Source organism: Arthrobacter sp. 135MFCol5.1 (assembly GCF_000374865.1).
Lineage (GTDB): Bacteria > Actinomycetota > Actinomycetes > Actinomycetales > Micrococcaceae > Arthrobacter.
Window position 1 is genome coordinate 148,452 of record NZ_KB895460.1, and the last position, 18,489, is coordinate 166,940.

General features: G+C 61.2%; 13 protein-coding genes and 1 pseudogene. 6 read left to right on the forward strand and 8 right to left on the reverse strand.

The features are described from left to right. Positions 1 to 262: 262 nt before the first annotated feature. From C563_RS21390 to C563_RS0114410, 7 genes are all read right to left on the reverse strand, one after another. Complete coding sequence (locus C563_RS21390) at positions 263 to 1,498, reverse strand: MFS transporter (RefSeq protein ID WP_018762769.1); 1,236 nt, start codon at positions 1,496 to 1,498, stop codon at positions 263 to 265. A gap of 794 nt (positions 1,499 to 2,292) precedes the next feature. Beyond that, positions 2,293 to 3,786, reverse strand: a complete 1,494-nt coding sequence (locus tag C563_RS0114385; protein WP_018762771.1) for an NAD-dependent succinate-semialdehyde dehydrogenase — start codon at positions 3,784 to 3,786, stop codon at positions 2,293 to 2,295. 187 nt (positions 3,787 to 3,973) lie between these two features. Next, entirely contained in the window at positions 3,974 to 4,756 is a 783-nt protein-coding gene (locus C563_RS0114390) for an isocitrate lyase/PEP mutase family protein (protein ID WP_018762772.1), read from the reverse strand. A gap of 139 nt (positions 4,757 to 4,895) precedes the next feature. Continuing rightward, positions 4,896 to 5,573 carry an aspartate/glutamate racemase family protein gene (locus C563_RS0114395; protein WP_018762773.1) on the reverse strand — a complete coding sequence of 226 codons (678 nt, stop codon included), beginning with the start codon at positions 5,571 to 5,573 and terminating at the stop codon, positions 4,896 to 4,898. A gap of 598 nt (positions 5,574 to 6,171) precedes the next feature. Next, complete coding sequence (locus C563_RS0114400; protein ID WP_018762774.1) at positions 6,172 to 7,671, reverse strand: aldehyde dehydrogenase family protein; 1,500 nt, start codon at positions 7,669 to 7,671, stop codon at positions 6,172 to 6,174. Positions 7,672 to 7,704: 33 nt separating this feature from the next. After that, complete coding sequence (locus C563_RS0114405) at positions 7,705 to 8,733, reverse strand: zinc-dependent alcohol dehydrogenase family protein (protein WP_026264860.1); 1,029 nt, start codon at positions 8,731 to 8,733, stop codon at positions 7,705 to 7,707. A 184-nt stretch (positions 8,734 to 8,917) separates the two neighbouring features. Further along, complete coding sequence (locus C563_RS0114410; RefSeq protein WP_018762776.1) at positions 8,918 to 10,321, reverse strand: MFS transporter; 1,404 nt, start codon at positions 10,319 to 10,321, stop codon at positions 8,918 to 8,920. A 1,085-nt stretch (positions 10,322 to 11,406) separates the two neighbouring features. On the opposite strand from C563_RS0114410, the gene C563_RS0114415 reads away from it, so the two are divergent. The 4 genes and pseudogenes from C563_RS0114415 to C563_RS21395 form a co-directional block, all read left to right on the forward strand. Beyond that, entirely contained in the window at positions 11,407 to 12,393 is a 987-nt protein-coding gene (locus C563_RS0114415; RefSeq protein ID WP_018762777.1) for an aldo/keto reductase, read from the forward strand. Between the two features lie 282 nt (positions 12,394 to 12,675). Then, on the forward strand, positions 12,676 to 13,767 hold the full coding sequence (locus tag C563_RS0114420; protein WP_018762778.1) for a tartrate dehydrogenase: 1,092 nt from the start codon (positions 12,676 to 12,678) through the stop codon (positions 13,765 to 13,767). A 133-nt stretch (positions 13,768 to 13,900) separates the two neighbouring features. Further along, positions 13,901 to 14,674 (forward strand): SDR family NAD(P)-dependent oxidoreductase, encoded by a 774-nt coding sequence (locus C563_RS0114425; protein ID WP_018762779.1) that lies wholly within the window; start codon positions 13,901 to 13,903, stop codon positions 14,672 to 14,674. A gap of 649 nt (positions 14,675 to 15,323) precedes the next feature. After that, positions 15,324 to 15,746 (forward strand): annotated as a pseudogene (locus C563_RS21395) (ATP-binding protein); the annotation flags it as partial. A 76-nt stretch (positions 15,747 to 15,822) separates the two neighbouring features. Here C563_RS21395 and C563_RS0114440 read toward each other — a convergent pair. Then, positions 15,823 to 16,809, reverse strand: coding sequence for an aldo/keto reductase (locus tag C563_RS0114440; protein ID WP_018762783.1), 987 nt, complete (start codon positions 16,807 to 16,809; stop codon positions 15,823 to 15,825). A gap of 125 nt (positions 16,810 to 16,934) precedes the next feature. Here C563_RS0114440 and C563_RS22930 point away from each other — a divergent pair, with 125 nt between their 5' ends. Next, on the forward strand, positions 16,935 to 17,552 hold the full coding sequence (locus tag C563_RS22930) for a TetR/AcrR family transcriptional regulator (RefSeq protein WP_018762784.1): 618 nt from the start codon (positions 16,935 to 16,937) through the stop codon (positions 17,550 to 17,552). A 671-nt stretch (positions 17,553 to 18,223) separates the two neighbouring features. Then, a partial coding sequence (locus C563_RS22615) for a helix-turn-helix domain-containing protein (RefSeq protein WP_026264863.1) occupies positions 18,224 to 18,489 on the forward strand: 266 nt, incomplete at its 3' end.

Sequence of the window (18,489 nt, forward strand, 5' to 3'; positions counted from 1 at the left end):
ACCTTCGAGTTCATCCCCGTACACATCCCCCGAGGCCTCCTGTTCATCCAGGCAGTGTCGGAGGTTAACTTTTAGAACAAAATATGAAAATCATGTGCCGTGAATTGGGGAGGTTCCACCGTGTCCCGGTACTCGTTTTGCAGCGTCCAAAGTCGTGTTTCCAGTGACTCCTATGTGTTGTGAACCAGGCTGCGTGTTGCAAGCCTGTTGACGCATTACCCATCTGGTCTTGGTTCGTCTGGCCGGATGGATAGTGATCAAACTACCCCCGCTTTTGACCGGCGTGAGGATAGGTGGAGGATGGATTGCGGGCAGCGACAATTGTGGTGAGCCAGACGAGAATAGCCAGGACAGCGTAACCGGCCGTGATGGCGGGAAGGTTCAGGACGCGGCTGGCCTGCCCTGCGATTAAGCTCGGCACTGCCGATCCCGTGTATGAGATGGCGAAGATTACAGCGAGGAGGCCGGCGCGATCCTTGGGAAGGGCGCCGGCCAGGAGTGCGTTCATGCTGCCCGAAGTTGCGGCGCCCATTCCGATGCCGCCAATGACGCCGGCTCCGATGTAGAGGCCCAAAGTTCCGGCACTGCTGGCGTAAGTGAGTCCAATGCCGGATAAGGCTACAAGCGTCATCCCCACACGTTGCGCAGCCGCCGGGGTTAGGCGTCCGCTGATGAACCCACCGAAAAAACTTGGTGCCATATATGAGGCGAAAACGGCGGCAGCGGCGAGTGGACTGTGTGCACCGAGGTTCTCAGCTGCGATGGAGGGGCCGAATGAGGTGAAGTATCCTCCGATCGCCCAGGTGGCGACAAAGATGCCAGAGGCGAGAGGCAGGTAGCGGCGCGACGCCGCGGGAACAGCGAGGCGCGGAACAAGTGAGGCCCACGCCCCGGCTGTGCGGGGAACCGTCTCAGGACCTTTGGTGAGGGCGATGGCGCAGCCGAGCAGGACCCCGGCAAAGACGAAGAAGGTGAGTTCGCGCGGGGTGGGTGCTAGTTCGACGAGGATGCCGGAAAAGAAGACACCGACGGCGAGGCCGACGGCGGCTCCGGCGCTGGTGATCGCGGCGACAAGCCATCGTGGGCGCCGGGGTGCGATGTCGACAATATAGGCGCCGATGGCACTGGACGCGAGACCAGCGGCAAGGCCTTGGAGGGCGCGGCCGACCAAGAGGGGGAGAAAGCTGTGGACCGACAGGAGTGTGAGGCAGCCGGCAGCGCCAATCAGGAGCGCAGCTATGGAGACGGGGCGGCGCCCGTGGTGGTTTGAGAGCCTTCCAAGGACAAGCAACGCGAAAACGGCGCAGACGAAGTAGGCGACGGAGACCAGCGAAAACTGATCGTTGGTGAGGCCGTCAGCACTTCGGTAAGTGTCGTAAAGGGGCATGGCGGCCGAACCTGCACCGAAAACGCAGGCGAAGGAGAGGGTGGCTGCGACGAAGCCGCGTCCCTTGGGGCGGCCGACACCGTGTTCGGGAATCGGGTGTGAGCTGGTCATGGACTTCCTGACGTGGCGAACTCTGTATCACGGGTCCGCGGGGATCGTCGCACGCGGGAAAAGCGGTGACGGCTTGTGAGGTGCCGTGGTGCAACGCGCGGATATCCTTACGGTTGTCCATACTGGCTAGGCTGCGTCCCTGACCTCTCGTGACGGGTCACAGCCGACAGTAATTTTGCCGGCGGGTGAAGACTCAGGCCCGAGAGGGGCAGTGGCCGGACGGCATTCGCGTGTTCGCCACATCTCCGGCCCGTATCCTCCCTGGGCCAAGAATTCAGCCCGAAGAACGTCGCTCATTGGCCGTCTTGTATATGGAACAGGGCACTCCGCTCTTCAGGCCCCCATCGACCACCGTATGCGCCCCGGACCGGAATAGCGCAAGGGCCGTGCCCAGAGTAGCGAGCGAGCGTCGCGGGCCCTCCGGGGTCAGCGTAATGACGCTGCATCGTTTACCCCCGTGCTGGATCTGGACCGCGATAAAACGGAGATTGTTGCTGCTGAACTCGGCTGTCCCTGCGGGGTCGGGAATGTCGCCAACGGTGTATTCGATGAGTTCCCCGGAAAAAGTCCTAAGTTTCAAAAGGGTGGTTCGGGAGCCATAGACGGCTCCGGCGACCACAGCCGACCCGACGAACTCGTTCGAGGGGTGTCGATGCTTCCGTGTGTCTTCCATGCTCTCTTCCTGGCTTAGGCAGACGCAAATGACCTAACAGAGCCTGCACCAGCTGCTGGGCAGCGAGGTCTCCGGGGCTTACTTGGGGGCAGCCGGGGCCGTCTCTGACGCGGCCTAGGGGCTACACCCGCGGTACCGCCATGTATTTGTATTCGAGGAATTCGTCGATGCCAACTCGCCCTCCCTCGCGGCCCAAACCCGAGGCCTTGACGCCACCAAACGGTGCGGCAGAGCTGGCCACGATACCCGTGTTCAAGCCGACCATGCCGACCTCGAGAGCCTCCCCCACGCGGAAGCCCCGGTCTACATCCTGAGTGAACAGGTAGCCCACCAGGCCAAATGGAGTGTCGTTGGCCATGCCGACGGCCTCCTCCTCGGTGTCGAACGGGATGACAGGAGCTACGGGACCGAAAATCTCCTCGCTCATGAGGTCCGCGTCAGCTGAAACATCGGCGAGGACCGTCGGCGGGAAAAAATAGCCCCGGCGTTCTGGCCGGGTCCCACCGCAGACAATCGTCGCGCCCCTATTGACGGCATCATTGACGAGCTCCTGGACCTTCCTCAGGGCCTTCTCCTCCACAAGCGGGCCAACCTCGGTGTCCGGATCGGCGCCGTCACCAACCGACAGCGAGCCCAGCCGCTCGGCGAGACGGCGTGTAAACTCCTTGGCAACTGGCCTCTGAACGAAGATCCGGTTCGCGGCCGTGCAGGCCTCCCCGATGTTGCGCATTTTGGCTGCGAGAGCCCCCTCAACGGCACGGTCCAGGTCTGCATCTTCAAAAACGATGAGGGGCGCGTTGCCGCCCAGTTCCATGGATGATCGCATGATGTTCTTCGCCGCCTGCTCCAAGAGACGCACACCTACCCCGGTGGACCCGGTGAAGCTGACCTTGCGTGCGATGCCGCTTTCCATCCACGGTGTGACTACGTCGGAGGCCTTGGTGGTGGTGACGACGTTGAGAACGCCTTTGGGCAGGCCGGCTTCGATCAGGATGTCCACGAGAGCAAGGGAGGACAGCGGTGTCAGGGCGGCCGGTTTGAAAACCATGGTGCATCCGGCGGCAATGGCTGGCCCGATCTTCCGGGTCCCCATGGCCAGGGGAAAATTCCATGGCGTGACCAGGACGCAGGGACCGACCGGCTCCTTGGATACAAGGATCCGGTTCTTGCCGTCACCCGTGGTGGTCAGGTCGCCGCCTATGCGGACGGCTTCCTCGGAGAACCATCGGAAAAATTCCGCGGCATAGGCTACTTCACCTTTAGCTTCGTTCAAAGGCTTACCCATTTCCGCGGTCATGATCAGGGCAAGCTCATCCTGCCGCGCCATGATCAATTCGAAGGCGCGGCGCAGGATCTCGCTTCGTTCGCGGGGGGAAGTCGTGGCCCACTGCTTCTGTATCCGACCGGCCGTTTCAATGGCACGGCATGCGTCTTCAGGGCCCCCGTCGGCGACTGTGGCGATAACCTCCTCAGTCGCGGGGTTGACCACGTCGAATCGTGCACCGGAAGCCGCGTCGGCCCATTGGCCGTTGATGAACAGACGTGTGTTGACCTTCGAGATGGCCTCGGCCGTCCTCCGCGCGGTTTCGGAGTGGGAAATTTGCGTGAGACTCATGAGAGATCCTTTTCTTGAATGGACGGAAATTGTTTGGTCCGCTCTTCGGGGAGACCACGCCCAGGCCAGGGTTAAGTGGCCGGATGAGGGCCCAAGCTGGAGATCTCGAACTGTTGAACCTTTGCCGCATACGACAAGCCGCCGCTGAGGACTTTAGTGCGGTGGCCCCAGGCTGGAGGTCCTCGCGCTAATTCAGGGGTGGGGTATCAGCGGGAACGACTCCGGTCCCATACAGGTCAATGGCGAGATCCCTTAGCGCACGCAGAGCGACACGTTGGGTGAAAGGGCCATAGGAGACGCGGGCTACGCCAAGTGCCTGCATTTCGGCGGCAGGCAGAGCCCCTGGAGCGCCGCCGCCCACCGACAGCTTCCCTCTACCCAGTCCGTCCACTAGAGGCTCGATGACTTCCCGGGTGCGTGCTCCCGGAACAAACACCAGCGCTGCGCCAGCGTCGAGGAATGCCCGGCCTCGGGCAATAGCGTCGTCGATGCTGTCCGCGACGGGTCGGCCACCGCCCATAAAGATCGCGTCCGTCCGCGCGTTCAGCTGAAATGCAATGCCCTCATCATTGGCGGCCCCCATGACAGCGCGCACGCGGGCGACAGCTTCCTCGAAGGGTCGAAGGCGGTCTTCGATGTTGGCTCCGACAACGCCGAGCCCGATAGCCCGGCGGACAGTCTCGGCCGGGTTGTCGTAACCGTCGTCCAGGTCGGCTGTGACGGGAAGGTCAACGGCGTTGACAACCGTCTTCACCCCTTCCAGTGCTAAGTCCAAAGGCATCGTGCCGTCGGCGTAACCATACATGGCGGCGATAGAGTGGCCGGCGGTAGCGATCGCTTTCGTCCCAGGCACCGCCGCGACAGTCGCTGCGCTGATCGCGTCCCAGACGTTCACAACCCGGAGAATCTCGGGGGCCTCGTGCAGCGCTTTCAAGTGCTCTGCACGGTCTAATTGACTTGCTGCAGCCATTATTGTTCTGCTCCTTGTCATCACTTGCCTCCAACCCTGGCGAGTGCGGGTTTGCAATCATCGAAAAGCACAACAGCGGAGCCAACGAAGGGTCGCCAAACTGCTGCTCTTCTGGTCTTCTCAGTGCGGCTCGGCATGGTCACGCAGGAAGTTCTGCGACGCGGCGAGCTAGGTAGTCCACGCCCATACGGGGGCTCGATAGAACCGTCAACTTGGTCTTCTCGTGGAGCACCCCGGCAAGGCGGTTCATGGATGCCTGGGCGAGGACGATTATGTCAACCTTTTGGGCGAGGTCCATTGCCTGCTCGATGATCATGGCGTCATGCCTTTCGCGGTCCCCCGCCATGAGGACCGAAAATGCGCCTTCGCATAGCCGTTGCTCGAGTGAAATGCTGCGTCCGATTTCGTCTGCTTTCGCGCGAATCAAATCTGATGTTGGACCAAGGGTGGTGGGTACAGTGGCCAAAACGCCTATGCGGTAGCCATCGCGGGCGGCGCGTATCGCCATCGCCTCGTCAATTTTCACCACAGGCGTTTGTACGTTGCGGGCTGCGACGTCCAGGGCCGGTCCGAGGGAAGAGCATGCAGAGAAGATGACATCGGCCCCTGCTGCTTCCGCAGCCTTCGCGAGATGCGTCATTCGCGCCTCGCTGTCGGAGGAGATTCCACCTTCGCGTACAACTGTCGCTAAAACGTCAGAGTCCACAAAATGCATAACTTCAGCATCGGGAATGAGCTCAGCAATGAGGTCATTGATCACAGGCTCGACGGAAACAAAGACGAAGCTTGTGTGCAGAATTGCGATCTTCTTTGACACGCTAGTTACTTCCTTTTCTTCGGCCGAAGCCCACGGATTCGGCCCGCGTGGGCGGGTACGCCCAACCTTGGACCGGAAATCAAAGCTGAAATCGATTGATATTAATGATATCCCGGCATATGAGATATCGTCAATATAAGCGATCATCTCTGCCCTCACCCGAGGACCTCCCCTCGGACCCAACAGTGAAACGTGACTGCGCTGCTGTCTCCATGGGCGGTTTCCGGTCACGGCCAGCCCGGCGGAATTGAGCGGTCCGCAAGTAGGAGGGCTTCAAACACTTGGACCGGACGCGAGAAAGAGCTTCTCGTAGCCCATATCGCCTCTGGGGCTGCGTCAAACACGTAATCGCGTAGCCCAGCCCTATGAGCCGTCGGAATGGACAGGCCTATCTCGGTTCACTCGTGACCTCAATACCTGGAATACGAATTGGAGGGAATCCTGCATTCTGTGTCCGGGATCATGGGGCGGCCTTCAGCTGACGTGAAGAGCGAGCCAACAGGTGCTTTGAGGTTCCGTCGGCTGGCCCGTGGCAGCGAGGGGATAACTCTCTCTGGTCCAACGCTTGGCGGATATCGCCTCATTCAGGACACGGTGGTCATAACTGGAGGTAAACGCTCTTGGTGTAGAGGTAAGTGTCCATGTGGGCAGCTGTTCCCTTGGAGCCATACCCGCTCAACTTCGTGCCACTGAACCCAACCAACGGATCGATGTAGCCATAGCAGTTCACCCACATTGTGCCTGTATGCACGCCTTGGACCACCCGAAGGGCTGTGGACAGGTTTTGGGACCACACCGCTCCCCCGAGGCCGTACTCGCTGTCATTAGCGATAGCGATCGCTTCGTCCACGTCGTCGAACGGAAGTATCGACAGGACGGGGCCGAAGATCTCTTCGCGGGCGATTCGCATTTCATTGGTCACACCACCAAAGACGCTCGGCTCCATGAAGTAGCCGTTTCGGAGTTCGTTTCCCATCCGCTTGCCGCCGCAGAGCAGTTCGGCCCCTTCATTTCGGCCAATATCGATGTACGACAGCACCGTGTCCAGTTGCGGCTGGGAGATGACCGGGCCTAATGCAGCCGCCGAATCCAAGCTGTGACCGACTCGCAGGGTTTTCATAAATGCCAGGAGCCGGTCGGTGAACTCCTCCACGATGGGCCGCTGTACCAGCACCCGCGTGCCGGCGAAGCAGATCTGGCCAGAGTTGGCGAACACACCCATCGCCGCTCCCGGCACTGCCTTGGCCAGATCGGCGTCCGCGCAGATGATGTCCGCCGACTTCCCGCCCAGTTCAAGCTGGAGTTTTTTAATGTTCACGGTCGACGCTTCAATAATCCGGCGGCCGGTCTCCGTCGAGCCGGTGAAAGCGATGCGGTCGACGTCGTGGTGGGCGGCCAACGCATTTCCCGCTTCCCTGCCTGAACCAGTGACCACGTTGATTACACCCGCGGGAACTCCGGCTTCATGAAGGATCTCGGCCACCCGCAGCACCGACATAGAGGCTTCGGAGGCCGGTTTGAGCACGGCGGTGCATCCACTGGCGAGCACTGCCCCGATAATCCAGAACTGGCTGTTGAGGGGACCGTTCCAGGGGATGATTCCGCCGATGACCCCCACCGGAGCCTTCAGCGTCATGGTGGTGACATTCCCGGGGATGCCGTTCATCAACGTCTCACCTGAAATGCTGGTGGCCTGGGAGGCGAAAAAAGCCAACATTTTCATCAACGAGGCTTTGGTATTGCGCAATCTGGATACCGGGGCACCCATGTCCATCGCCTCAATTTGAATCAGCTCCTCAAACCTGTGGTCAAGGACATCGGCGATGCGCATCAGCAACGCTTGGCGCTCGTAGGGGTTCCAGGAGCTCCATGGGCCGTTGAACGCTTTTCGTGCAGCGAGTACTGCGTGATCAACGTCAGCCTGGCCACCGGAGGCGAACCGGGCCAACGGCTCACCGGTGGACGGATTGGTTGTCGTCAGCGTTTTTCCGGACTGTGCAGGGACCATCTGGCCATCGATAAACAGATGGTGCACTTCGCGTGACCAAAAGTTCTGCGCTTGCTCGGACAGTGCGGGACTCTGCTGGATTGTGGTCATGACATTCCTCTCAAGGTGACCTTTGTCGTTTGGCTAGTCGAAGAGGAAGACGCCTTTGCCGATCTTGCGTTGATCGAACAGGTCATAGGCCTTCTCTGCTTCGGCCAGCCGAAACTCATTCGTAAATAGCGACTCAACGTCCAAGCCCCGTTCTGCTACGAACCGGGCGCAGTCTTCCTGCTGGTTCTTGCTGAAAGTCAGCGAGCCCACCACGGTTTTCCGCAGCTGGATAAGCTCTTCGCTATCCAAATCGATTCTTCCGAAGACTCCGACCATGCAGGCGGTGCCCCAAGGCCGGACGGCCTGAACCGCCTGTTCACGCACAGCGTCAATTGCGCTGCATTCGATGGATTTGTCCGCCCCTTCCCCGTTTCTGGTCAGCTCGCGTATGGCGGCAACAGGGTCCTGCTCCCGGGAGTCGACCACGTGGTCGGCGCCGAAGCGAGTTGCCATCTCCAGCCGCGACGGCTCAACATCGACCGCTATCACCCTGGCTCCGAAGGCCTTCGCCAGCAAGGTGACGCTCAGCCCAACGGGCCCCTGCCCGAAGACGGCGACGGTATCATCTGCGGACAGCTGAACCCTCTTGATCGCAGCGAAGGCCGTACCGGTGCCACACGAGATGGCAGCTCCTGTCTTAAACGAGAGCGAATCCGGCAGTTTGATAAGCGTGTGCGCGGGAACCTTCATGAAATCCGCGTGCCCGCCGTCGCCGTCGAGCCCGCCGTATACAATCCGCGCATTTGGGCAATACTGCGTCCAACCCGAACGGCAGTACTGGCAGGTGCGGCATCCGTCGTAGTGGTGGACCATGACCCGGTCTCCGACCCTGGCCTCGGTGGGCCGGACAGCCTCACCGACAATCTCGACCACGCCACACGGCTCGTGCCCTTCTATGACCAACTCCGCTGCGGTGCGGTGCGGACCGTTGAGGTGATGAAGGTCGCTTCCGCACATGCCCGAGGCCTTCATCCGGATGACGACTTCATCGGGCCCCGGTACCGGGTCCGGATACTCACGGAGTTCGAGCTTACTATCGCCCAGGAAAACAACGGCTTTCATGTTAACGCTTTCGATGATCAGGAGTTGAACGGCGCCGCGTGTGTGGTGGCCGGCAGCCAAGCTGTTGCGTCGGCCATGCGGGCTCAACGGAACATATGTGTGGAGGACGCGTTCAGCCGAGAGAGCAGGGCAGCAAGCCCCGCCTCCAGGCTGAACCCGAGAGAGAGCAGAAAAGGGATTCCGACTATCGCGGCGTGTCGTGCGGGAACACCTGCCCCGCCGGGGCATCTGCGGTGTCGCCGTTCGGGGCGATCTGCGCCAACGCCTCAGCAGATGTATCTACACGGGCGGCGGCGATGACCACCGTCACGAGAATGTACATGCCTGAGAGGGTCAGGATCACCCCGATGATGCCAAGGCTATTGAACAGCCACAGGACGATAAAGGGGGATGAGATGACGCAGATGCGACCGACGGTCTGAGCGAAGCCGCCGCCACGGAAACGGAAGGCGGTGGGGAAGAACTCCGGGACAGTTCCCAGAGCCAGAGTCAGGAACGACGAGACCATGCAGGTCATGAAGAAGCCGATGGCGATGATCAGCACAGGCTCTTTCATGAACGGGTAGATGGCAGCGACAATTGCTGTCAGCGTCCCGTACATCATGATGATGTTGCGCCGCCCGAGGCGGTCGGCGAGCAAGAGGATTACTATCGGTCCAAGGACGTAGCCGGACATGATGGCCGCGTTGAACCCCAACGATGACGACACGGTCATCCCCTGCTTCACGAAGAACGTCGGTATCCAACCGGTGACGGTATAGGAACCGAAGAGGCTGATGATGGTCAGGAGCAGAGCCACCAACGTCCGCCGGATGACAGGGCGCGAGAACAGCACCGAGAACGGCACCCACTCGGCCTTTTCGTTCTCCACGTTGAGCATCTGGGGTGCGACCGAACCGACCTCCTGGCTCGAAATGCCGGACTCCTTCGCGATCCTCTCGAAGACGGCCTCGGCGTCCTTGTGCCGCCCGCGCGACTCCAACCACCTCGGGGACTCCGGCATACCACGGCGCAGCCACCAGGTAATCAGCGCGCCCACGCCGCCGAGGACGAACATCGCGCGCCAGGACCACACAGGAATGACCAGCCAGCCGATGAGCGAGGACAACGAGACGCCGAGGCCGGCAAAGATTCCGAGGACGCCCAGGTACCGGCCGCGATGGCTGCGCGGGATGAACTCGGTGACCATGCCGTAGCAGATCACGTATTCGGCACCCATCCCGATGCTCATCAGGAATCGCAGGCCGATGAGCACTTCCATGTTGGGTGCAAAGGATGCAGCCACAGCCAGGACCCCGAAAAGCGCCAAGTTGAACTGGAAAGCGAAGCCGCGCCCCAGCCGGTCGCTGAGCCAGCCTGCGAAAGCCGCGCCGATCGCAAGGCCGGCGTACGTGAACGACAAGAAGAGCGAGTTCAGCTCAAGAGTCGAGAAGCCAGAGGGCAGCAGCGACGCCAACACTGCGGATGAGAGCGTGTTGTCGAACGAATCAAAAAACATGCCCAGCCCCACCAGCACCATCAGATGCCTGTGAAACTTGCCGATTGGAAGCTTATCGAGCCGGAGGCCCGCAGAAACATGGGTGCTCATCAGCCCAACCCTCCCTCTCGCGCGGCAGCAACAAGGTTAGAGCAACTGGTGGCTTTCGCGTCCCTGACAGGGAGCAAGGCCCGTTCCGGGACAATACTCACGGTACAAGCCCGATCCGCTGGGCCTAGAGCACAAGCTTCGCACTGGTTCGATCGACATTGTTCGGACATGCGTTTTCACTACCTTTTTGACTTAGTGTTCGTGCACGGGGCGCAAACATATCGTTGGGGGCAAGCTGCCCTTATCCGGGACGGTGGCCGCCCTCGAGCGGGAATGCAGAAGACATGAATCTCAGCGGTTCGAGGTGATGACGCCCACAGTTCCTTCAAGATGAGTTCACAATATCCTGCAATGTGAGACTCAGTCAATACATTGCATCGATATGTGGCGATCAGACTTGGCCTGGCTTCAAGCTGGCTACCTCCCGCGACCTCCGGATCGACCGGACAACGCTCCGGGCTCCGGATGAACGCCCTTGCCCACTCTGTCGCGCGAGTGACCACCGCCAAGACCTGAAGCGTCGAGACAATGTGCCGGCTGGACGCGTGCCCATAGTGGTCATATGGCTTGGTGCAGGAGGCGTTCCGCAAGGTCTGGGGAACCCATAAGGACGGAGCATCCAGCGGAGAAGCATTAGCTATATCCAACATAGCGGGATATGGTAAAGTCTCAAATGCGTTGTTGCCCCTGGAGTGTCCTCCAGCGGCTCCAGAATGAATGCAGTTGCTACGGCAGCGCCGCCACGCCGACCAGCGCCCTATTAACGCTTGTCAGAATGCCACGCCACGAGGATCGACAATGACGACGACACCCCTGAACCAGGGCCCCGCAGCACTCCGCTATGTGGGCGTCGGCGCGGATAAGGACTTTCGCCGCTACCGCGCAGGGCCTGGCCGAAGCAAGCGGATGGAATCCGTCGGCGCGTCGGCGCTGATGGTCCCGGGGCACGCAGCGGAAATATCCACCGCTGAAGGCCGCGCTCCCCCATTTTGCACACGGCGCGTAATCCACTCTTGGCGATATTCGGCCAAACACTTTGTAGTAACCCACCCCGATTGACCACAGCAACCACAAGGAATCAATCCATGAGCACGCAACCCGAAGGCACCCAGGTGGACGGTCTGAGACTCCCCATCTCCCGGATGGTCCTTGGAACCATGACGTTCGGCGACACCGTCGATGAGGCCACCGCAGGGCGGATGGTGAACGAAGCGCTCGACGCCGGCATCACCACCATCGACACCGCCAACTCTTATGTCGGGGGAACCACGGAGGAAATGCTGTCCCGTCTCCTCAAGGGGCGCGGGGACGTCATCCTCGCCTCGAAGGCAGGCATAACGCACGCTGACCACGGAGAAAACTCACCACTCTCCCCTGCGGGGCTGCGTAACAGCGTGGAAGGGAGCCTTCGACGACTCGGCGTCGAGCGCCTCGACCTCTTTTACTTGCACCAGCCGGACCGTGCTACGTCCCTGCACGAGACCCTGCGCACCGTGGCTGATCTCGTTGCGGAAGGAAAGATCGGCGCTCTGGGCGTGTCCAACTTCGCGGCCTGGCAGATCGATGACGTCATTCAGGTGGCGAGCGAAGTGGGGGCACCTCGACCCGTCGTCGCGCAGCAGCTATACAACCTGGTAGCGCGCCGGGTGGAGGAGGAATATCTCGAATTCGCCGCCACGCACCACGTGCACACGATGGTATACAACCCCTTGGGCGGTGGGCTGCTTACCGGTAAGCACAGTTTCGACGCCAAACCGGCCACGGGCCGCTATGGCGACTCGAAGCTGGCCGCCATGTATACCCGGCGCTACTGGGACCGGCAGTTGTTTAACGCCGTGGACGAACTTACCCGAATCGCCCAGAACGCCGGCATCACACTGGCAGAGCTCTCCCTCCGCTGGCTCGCATATCGCGACGGTGTGGGATCCGTCCTGCTGGGCGGATCCAAGGTGGAACAGCTCCGCGCCAATATCGCCGCCGTGGCCAACGGACCGCTGCCGGCCGATATCCTCGAAGCCTCCGATGCCATAGGTGCCGGGCTCCGCGGCCCCATGCCCGCCTACAACCGCTGACCGCTTAGAGAGGACGCGGCGAGTCAGCCGTTACTTGCCCCTATGGAAGCATGATGCCCATCACTTCGGCCATCGCGCGTCTTGATCGGGAAATCTGTTCAAAGAAAATCCAGGTCGTTAACATGCTCAAGCCCCTGCCAGTGCATCTTTCTCTTCAAAAAACTCTTGTGCTGCCTGAACGACCATGAACTCCCCCATTCGTCATTTCACACTTACCTGCCGAAGGCACGGTGCAACGTTCGGCGCCTAGCAGGCTCGCCGACCAAACGAGAAGGCCCGACCATGACACACATACACAAGATTGCAGTGATTGCCGGCGATGGAATTGGGCAGGAGGTTGTCCCCGAGGGAGTACGGGCGCTGGCAGCCGCGGCGGAGGCCTTCGATTTCAACCTCAAAACCACGGTATTCGATTTTGCCAATGGCGATTACTACCTAAAGCACGGGAAGATGCTTCCGGATAACTGGGCCGATCATCTCGGCGGCTTCGACGCTATTTTCTTTGGTGCCGTCGGTTCCCCGGATACCGTCCCGGACCACATCTCACTTTGGGGAAGCCTCCTGCAGTTCAGGCGCCACTTCGATCAGTACGTCAACCTCCGGCCCGTCAAGCTTCTGGCCGGAGTAAAAAGCCCGTTGGCGGAGCGGGTCCCGGGGGACATCGACTTCTACGTCGTCCGGGAAAACACGGAAGGTGAATACTCCAGCATCGGCGGCAGGATGTTCGAGGGGACGAACAGGGAAACGGTCATCCAGGAGACGGTCATGACCCGGACCGGTGTCGATCGCATCCTCAAGTACGCGTTCGAGCTCGCTGCGCGGCGCCCGAAGAAGCATTTGACGTCGGCAACAAAGAGCAACGGCATCTCGGTAACTATGCCGTACTGGGACGAGCGGGTCGATGCGATGGCGCAGAACTTTAGCGAGGTGAGAACCGACAGCTACCACATCGATATCCTGACAGCGAACTTCGTACTACATCCAGAGCGGTTCGACGTGGTCGTGGCAAGCAACCTCTTCGGCGACATCCTGTCCGACCTCGGCCCTGCGTGTACCGGAACGATCGGCATAGCGCCCAGCGGCAACATTAACCCCGAACGTCGATTCCCGAGCCTTTTCGAACCCGTCCACGGATCAGCACCGGATATTGCGGGGAAGGGCATCGCCAACCCCATCGGTCAGATCTGGAGCGCATCGATGATGCTGCAGCACCTTGGCGAAGATGCTGCAGCTGCCGCAGTGATGCAGGCCTTCGAGAATGTCCTCGCAAGGGGCGATCGGTCCCTCACCCCTGACTTAGGCGGTAACGGCACCACGGAACTGCTGGGCAAGACCATCGCAGAGGAAATCCGTACAGTCGCGAACCGCCGGTGACGGCGGCGTTTCGCTGCGTACCTCCAAGGGCTGGCGCGTCCGCAAAGGCGACGCCGCATCGGATCCTGCAGTTGCGCTTACGGCCCGCAGTGAACGCCACCCCCGAGCACTCCATACCGACGAAAGAAAAGCAATGACACCCATTTCATTCCCCACGGAACGCACCGTAGTACTGACTGGAGCGGCATCCGCCCGCGGCATTGGCCGTGCGGCGGCGAACCGTATGGCCAGCGAGGGCTGGTCCATCGCCATCCTGGACATCGACGGGGACGAGGCCAAAGCCGCGGCAGCGGAGATCGGCTCCAGGCACGCAGTGAGTGCCATCGGTGTGGGCGCCGACGTTTCCGACGCCGCCTCAGTGGACCGGGCCATCACCGAGCTCGAAGAATCGCTGCCGCCGATTGTGGCCCTTGCAAACCTCGCCGGCATCAGCTCACCCACACCGTTTATGGAGACAACTGTGGAGGAATGGGACAAGGTCTTCGCCATCAACATGAGGGGTACCTTCATCGTTTCCCAGCGAGTGCTCAAGGGAATGATTTCCCGCGGGCTCGGGCGGATCGTCAGCATCTCATCGATTTCCGCCCAGCGAGGCGGAGGCACCTACTCTAAGGTTGCCTACAGTGCATCGAAGGCTGGAATTCTCGGCTTCACCCGAGCTCTGGCCCGCGAAGTTGGGGAGTTCGGCGTCACAGTGAACGCGATAGCCCCGGGCCCCATTGACACAGATATTATGGGCGGAATGCTGACGGAGGAACGCAAGGCACAAATGTCTGCGGGCATCATGATGGGCCGCGTAGGCACCCGCGAGGAAGTCGCAGCCCTGATCTCTTTCCTGCTTGGCGCAGACTCCGGCTACATCACTGCGGCTACCTATGACATCAACGGAGGCCTCCAGGTCTCGTGATCTTCTGATTCGGAGCGCCCCGGCCGCGCCTCCCAAAAGTGGTTCGAGTGCCAGGCCGGAAGCCTGGAGGCACCAACAACTTCTGAGCTCAGCGATAATCAATGGTCATAGATCCGATCCGCAGCCTCGGAAAACGTCGGCTTCACCGCCAAGTCGTGAAAAGGAATCATCTATCGCACCGGCGCGGCATTGCGATGCGTGACCTGCCGTCCCCGTTCGGTTCCTGCCGATAGGACGGAAACGAGATCGTGAAGTGGCGTCCGCACCACCTGCTGACTGTGACAGGTTTGGATGGCCCCGGTAGAACGGAGCTGCACCGGTCTATGGAGGCTGGAGACATCGAGGCTGGGATTATTGCGGCTCTGGGGTGGGGGCTGTCAGCGCTGACGTCGTCGCGGTCGAAGCCCGCAGAAACGTGATCCTGGAGTCCATGAGTGGGGCCGGTTCGGACCGTCATCGTGGTGCTCTCGGTGAAGTGAAAGTGCAACGAGTTGTCAGCTTGACTCAGCGTCGGCTTATGGAACCCGCATCCGTCATTGCAGGTCTCCCGGGCCGATACCCGGCCCCAGCCCTCGGTCGGCGCCTACGACGAGTTGCTGGCCAAACGCGCCGAACATCCTGTAGGAACCGTGTCGAAGGAGAACATCTCATGAGCCCCTACGCACCTGCCGCCAGCATTACTCCGACCCTGCGCCGTCGTCGCGGCCTGACTGAGCAAGCCGCGGTAGCGGCCGTGGATCAGGCATGCCGACGGCTCCGTCTGTCTACCGTCCGGGCGGTCTTGGACGAAGCGCTGACCCTCGCCGGCAAGGAACAGCTGTCCTATCAGGGTTTTCTGGCTGAATTGCTGCTGGCCGAGTGTCATGACCGGGCCCGGGGCTCCTCAATCCGGCGGGTCAAAGCCTCGAACTTTCCCCGGCCCAAGTGGTTGGGCGATTTCGATTTCTAGGCGAACACGAACATCAATCCTGCCACCATCCATACCCTTGCAACTGGGGACTGGATCCGCAAAGGCGCTCTCTTATGTCTGATCGGGGACTCCGGGACGGGCAAACCCCATCTGCTGATAGGCCAGCGCAATCCGCGAGACCCTGACACCGGTCTGGCCAAGAAGTGAGTACTTCATCAGAGTTCCTCGTATCTACGGGTCAGGACGTGGTCCCGGCAGTCAGCGCCGAGACCGCATCCAGCTCTTCCTGGGTGAGCTCGACATCTGCTGCGGCGGCGTTGGTGCGGAGCTCCTCGACGGTCTCGGCTCCAACGATCACCGATGCCACCGCCGGGCGGGACATCAGCCAGGCCAGCGAGACCTGCTGCATCCCCAGTCCCCACTCGCGGGCCAGCCGGTCGAGCTTGCGGGCGACCGCGATCTCGGACGCAGTAAAGCCGGGGCCGCCGTAGCGCTTGCCTCCGGCGATCTCACGGTCCAGGACCGACAGGTCGGCCAGAAGACCGCCGTGCAGCGGCGCATAGGGAATGATCGACAGACCGAACCGCACGCACGCGGCGGCGAGCTCCTTTTCGGAGCTTCGGTCCAGGAGGTTGTACATCACCTGCACGGCCACGGGGGCAGAGACCAGCCGGCGGTCATCGGCGATCCACAGGGCCTCGGTCATCTGCCAGGCTGTGTGATTGGACAAAGCGACATACCGCAGCTTCCCCTGTCGGATCAGGTCGTCGTAGACGGCAAGTGTCTGCTCCAGGGGCGTGTTCGGATCCGGGAAATGCGCGTAATGGAGGTCGATACGGTCAGTGCGCAGCCGGCGCAGACTCTGTTCGACCTGCTGGATGATGTACCGGCGCGAAAGACCGGCATCCGGATCGAACCTCCGCTCCCCGGACTTGGTCGCCAGCACCACCTCATCCCGCCGGCCGGCCAGTGAGCGGCCGAGGATCTCCTCAGCGGACTCACGCTCTGCGGCCGGCGGAGCGCCGGGGCGGTCGAACGTCGAGGTCGAACCGTAGACATCCGCGGTGTCGAAGAAGTTGATGCCCAGATCCAATGCCGCCCCCACGACGCCATCGGCTTCCTGTGGGCCCGGTGCCACGCCGAAGGTCGCAGTGCCCACGCAGATGCGGGACACGCGTACGCCGGTCGGGCCGAGAACGGAGTACTTCATCTCAAGGATTCCCATCTGCGAGTTTCTGGGCTGGGCTGACAGGCAGCGGCCAGTCAGGAGGTCCCCTGCGGCTACCGGCCGTGGAAGTTAACTTTAACCGAATGGTTATATTTCGGCAATGGTCATGAGAAAGTAGTGGCATGCCAGAAAGCACGCAGACCAAAACACGGGGCCCTTACCGCACGGGGGTCCGCCGACGCGAGCAGCTCATCGTCATCGCGATGGACGTCTTCGGCGAACACGGCTTCGCCGGCGGCTCCCTCCGCACGATCGCCGAGCAGGCAGGCGTCAACCACGCCACCCTGATACAGCACTTCGGCAGCAAGGAAGGCCTGCTCACGGCCGTGCTGGAAGAATGGGACCGACGGACCGTGGAGAACGGCCTCACGGATGTCAGTGGATTGGACTATTTCCGGCGGCTGCCAGAGGTCATGGCCGCCCACGAGAACAACCGCGGCCTGCTCGAACTGTTCACCACCATCGCGGCCGAAGCCTCCAATCCGACCCACCCAGCGCACGCTTTCATCACCCAGCGCTACACATCGAACCTGGCAACCCTCGCCGCACATTTGGGCGAAGCTGCCCGGATCGGTGACATCGCTTCCCTTTCCCCTGCGCAGATCGAGATCGAGGCGCGGCTGCTTACGGGGATGCTGGACGGCATCGGGTTGCAATGGCTCCTCGATCCGACAACCGACATACGCGCCACTGTCGCAACCTATGTCGAACGCGCCATCGCCTCATGGGAAGGCCAGTGATTCCCCTTCTCGTCTTGTTTACGACCATCGGCAGGAACCGGAACACCATGCCGATCAGCTCCACGAGGCTTTGCGCCACGACCACCGATGCGCAGGACCACACGGCCGGTAGAGCAAGCGCCAAGGGCAGCACGACCAAGGACGCCCTTCAAGGGCCTGGACATTCGACCGTGTGGAAGACACTCGCTTTCCCCGGCGCACTGATCTTCCGAAACCAGGACTGAATCAGGATATCGTCGCCGTGCAGCTCTTCTCGCCCTGTCGAACTCTGAGTCGACAGATTGGTCCACACTACGAGGATGCCGCACGGTCCGTGGTTACAAGCGGAGCATCCGGCTGGTTACGCGACCAGCGAGCAGTGGTGAACTTACTGGCCAGGGAGTTGCCGAGGCCGCCCCATGTTGGTGTGGACAGCCAACGCCCGGCGGACTGCGAACCTTCCAGGAACCCGCCAGACCGAAAGTATACCCAGCAGCGGACGGGTGACGGCCGGCGACAATAACTTTACGGAGCTCCTCGAAGCATCCTTGATATATCCTGTATATCGAGATGTTTTTCAATGGCTGGCGACGTGCGCCCCATTGAGGCCTTCGTCATTGGTAGGACCTGCTCCCTTGCATTGTCAGCCCGCCCAACGGGGGCCCGCGAAGAGAGGGAATGGGAGTCGGTGTATGAGTGAACGTGATTCGCAGGCCGGCGGGGCAGCCGAGGCTGGGGACAGCGCGGGCAGTTTGTCCAGGATGCTCAACGTCCTGGATCTGTTCACGGAAAGGGAGCCTGTTTGGTCAACGGCTGACCTTATTGAGGCGTTGGAGACCTCCAGGTCAACGGGCTACCGCTACATCAAGACCCTGCACGACGCCGGTCTGCTCACCGCTGTGCGCAACGGCTACTACAGCCTCGGCCCGCGGATCATCGAGATGGACCTGCAGATCCG

Bases quoted from the DNA above. Each gene is read 5' to 3' on its own strand.
- C563_RS21390 (WP_018762769.1), bottom strand. From the start codon at position 1,498: ATGACCAGCTCACACCCGATTCCCGAACACGGTGTCGGCCGCCCCAAG.
- C563_RS0114385 (WP_018762771.1), bottom strand. From the start codon at position 3,786: ATGAGTCTCACGCAAATTTCCCACTCCGAAACCGCGCGGAGGACGGCC.
- C563_RS0114390 (WP_018762772.1), bottom strand. From the start codon at position 4,756: ATGGCTGCAGCAAGTCAATTAGACCGTGCAGAGCACTTGAAAGCGCTG.
- C563_RS0114400 (WP_018762774.1), bottom strand. From the start codon at position 7,671: ATGACCACAATCCAGCAGAGTCCCGCACTGTCCGAGCAAGCGCAGAAC.
- C563_RS0114405 (WP_026264860.1), bottom strand. From the start codon at position 8,733: ATGAAAGCCGTTGTTTTCCTGGGCGATAGTAAGCTCGAACTCCGTGAG.
- C563_RS0114410 (WP_018762776.1), bottom strand. From the start codon at position 10,321: ATGAGCACCCATGTTTCTGCGGGCCTCCGGCTCGATAAGCTTCCAATC.
- C563_RS0114415 (WP_018762777.1), top strand. From the start codon at position 11,407: ATGAGCACGCAACCCGAAGGCACCCAGGTGGACGGTCTGAGACTCCCC.
- C563_RS0114420 (WP_018762778.1), top strand. From the start codon at position 12,676: ATGACACACATACACAAGATTGCAGTGATTGCCGGCGATGGAATTGGG.
- C563_RS0114425 (WP_018762779.1), top strand. From the start codon at position 13,901: ATGACACCCATTTCATTCCCCACGGAACGCACCGTAGTACTGACTGGA.
- C563_RS0114440 (WP_018762783.1), bottom strand. From the start codon at position 16,809: ATGGGAATCCTTGAGATGAAGTACTCCGTTCTCGGCCCGACCGGCGTA.
- C563_RS22930 (WP_018762784.1), top strand. From the start codon at position 16,935: ATGCCAGAAAGCACGCAGACCAAAACACGGGGCCCTTACCGCACGGGG.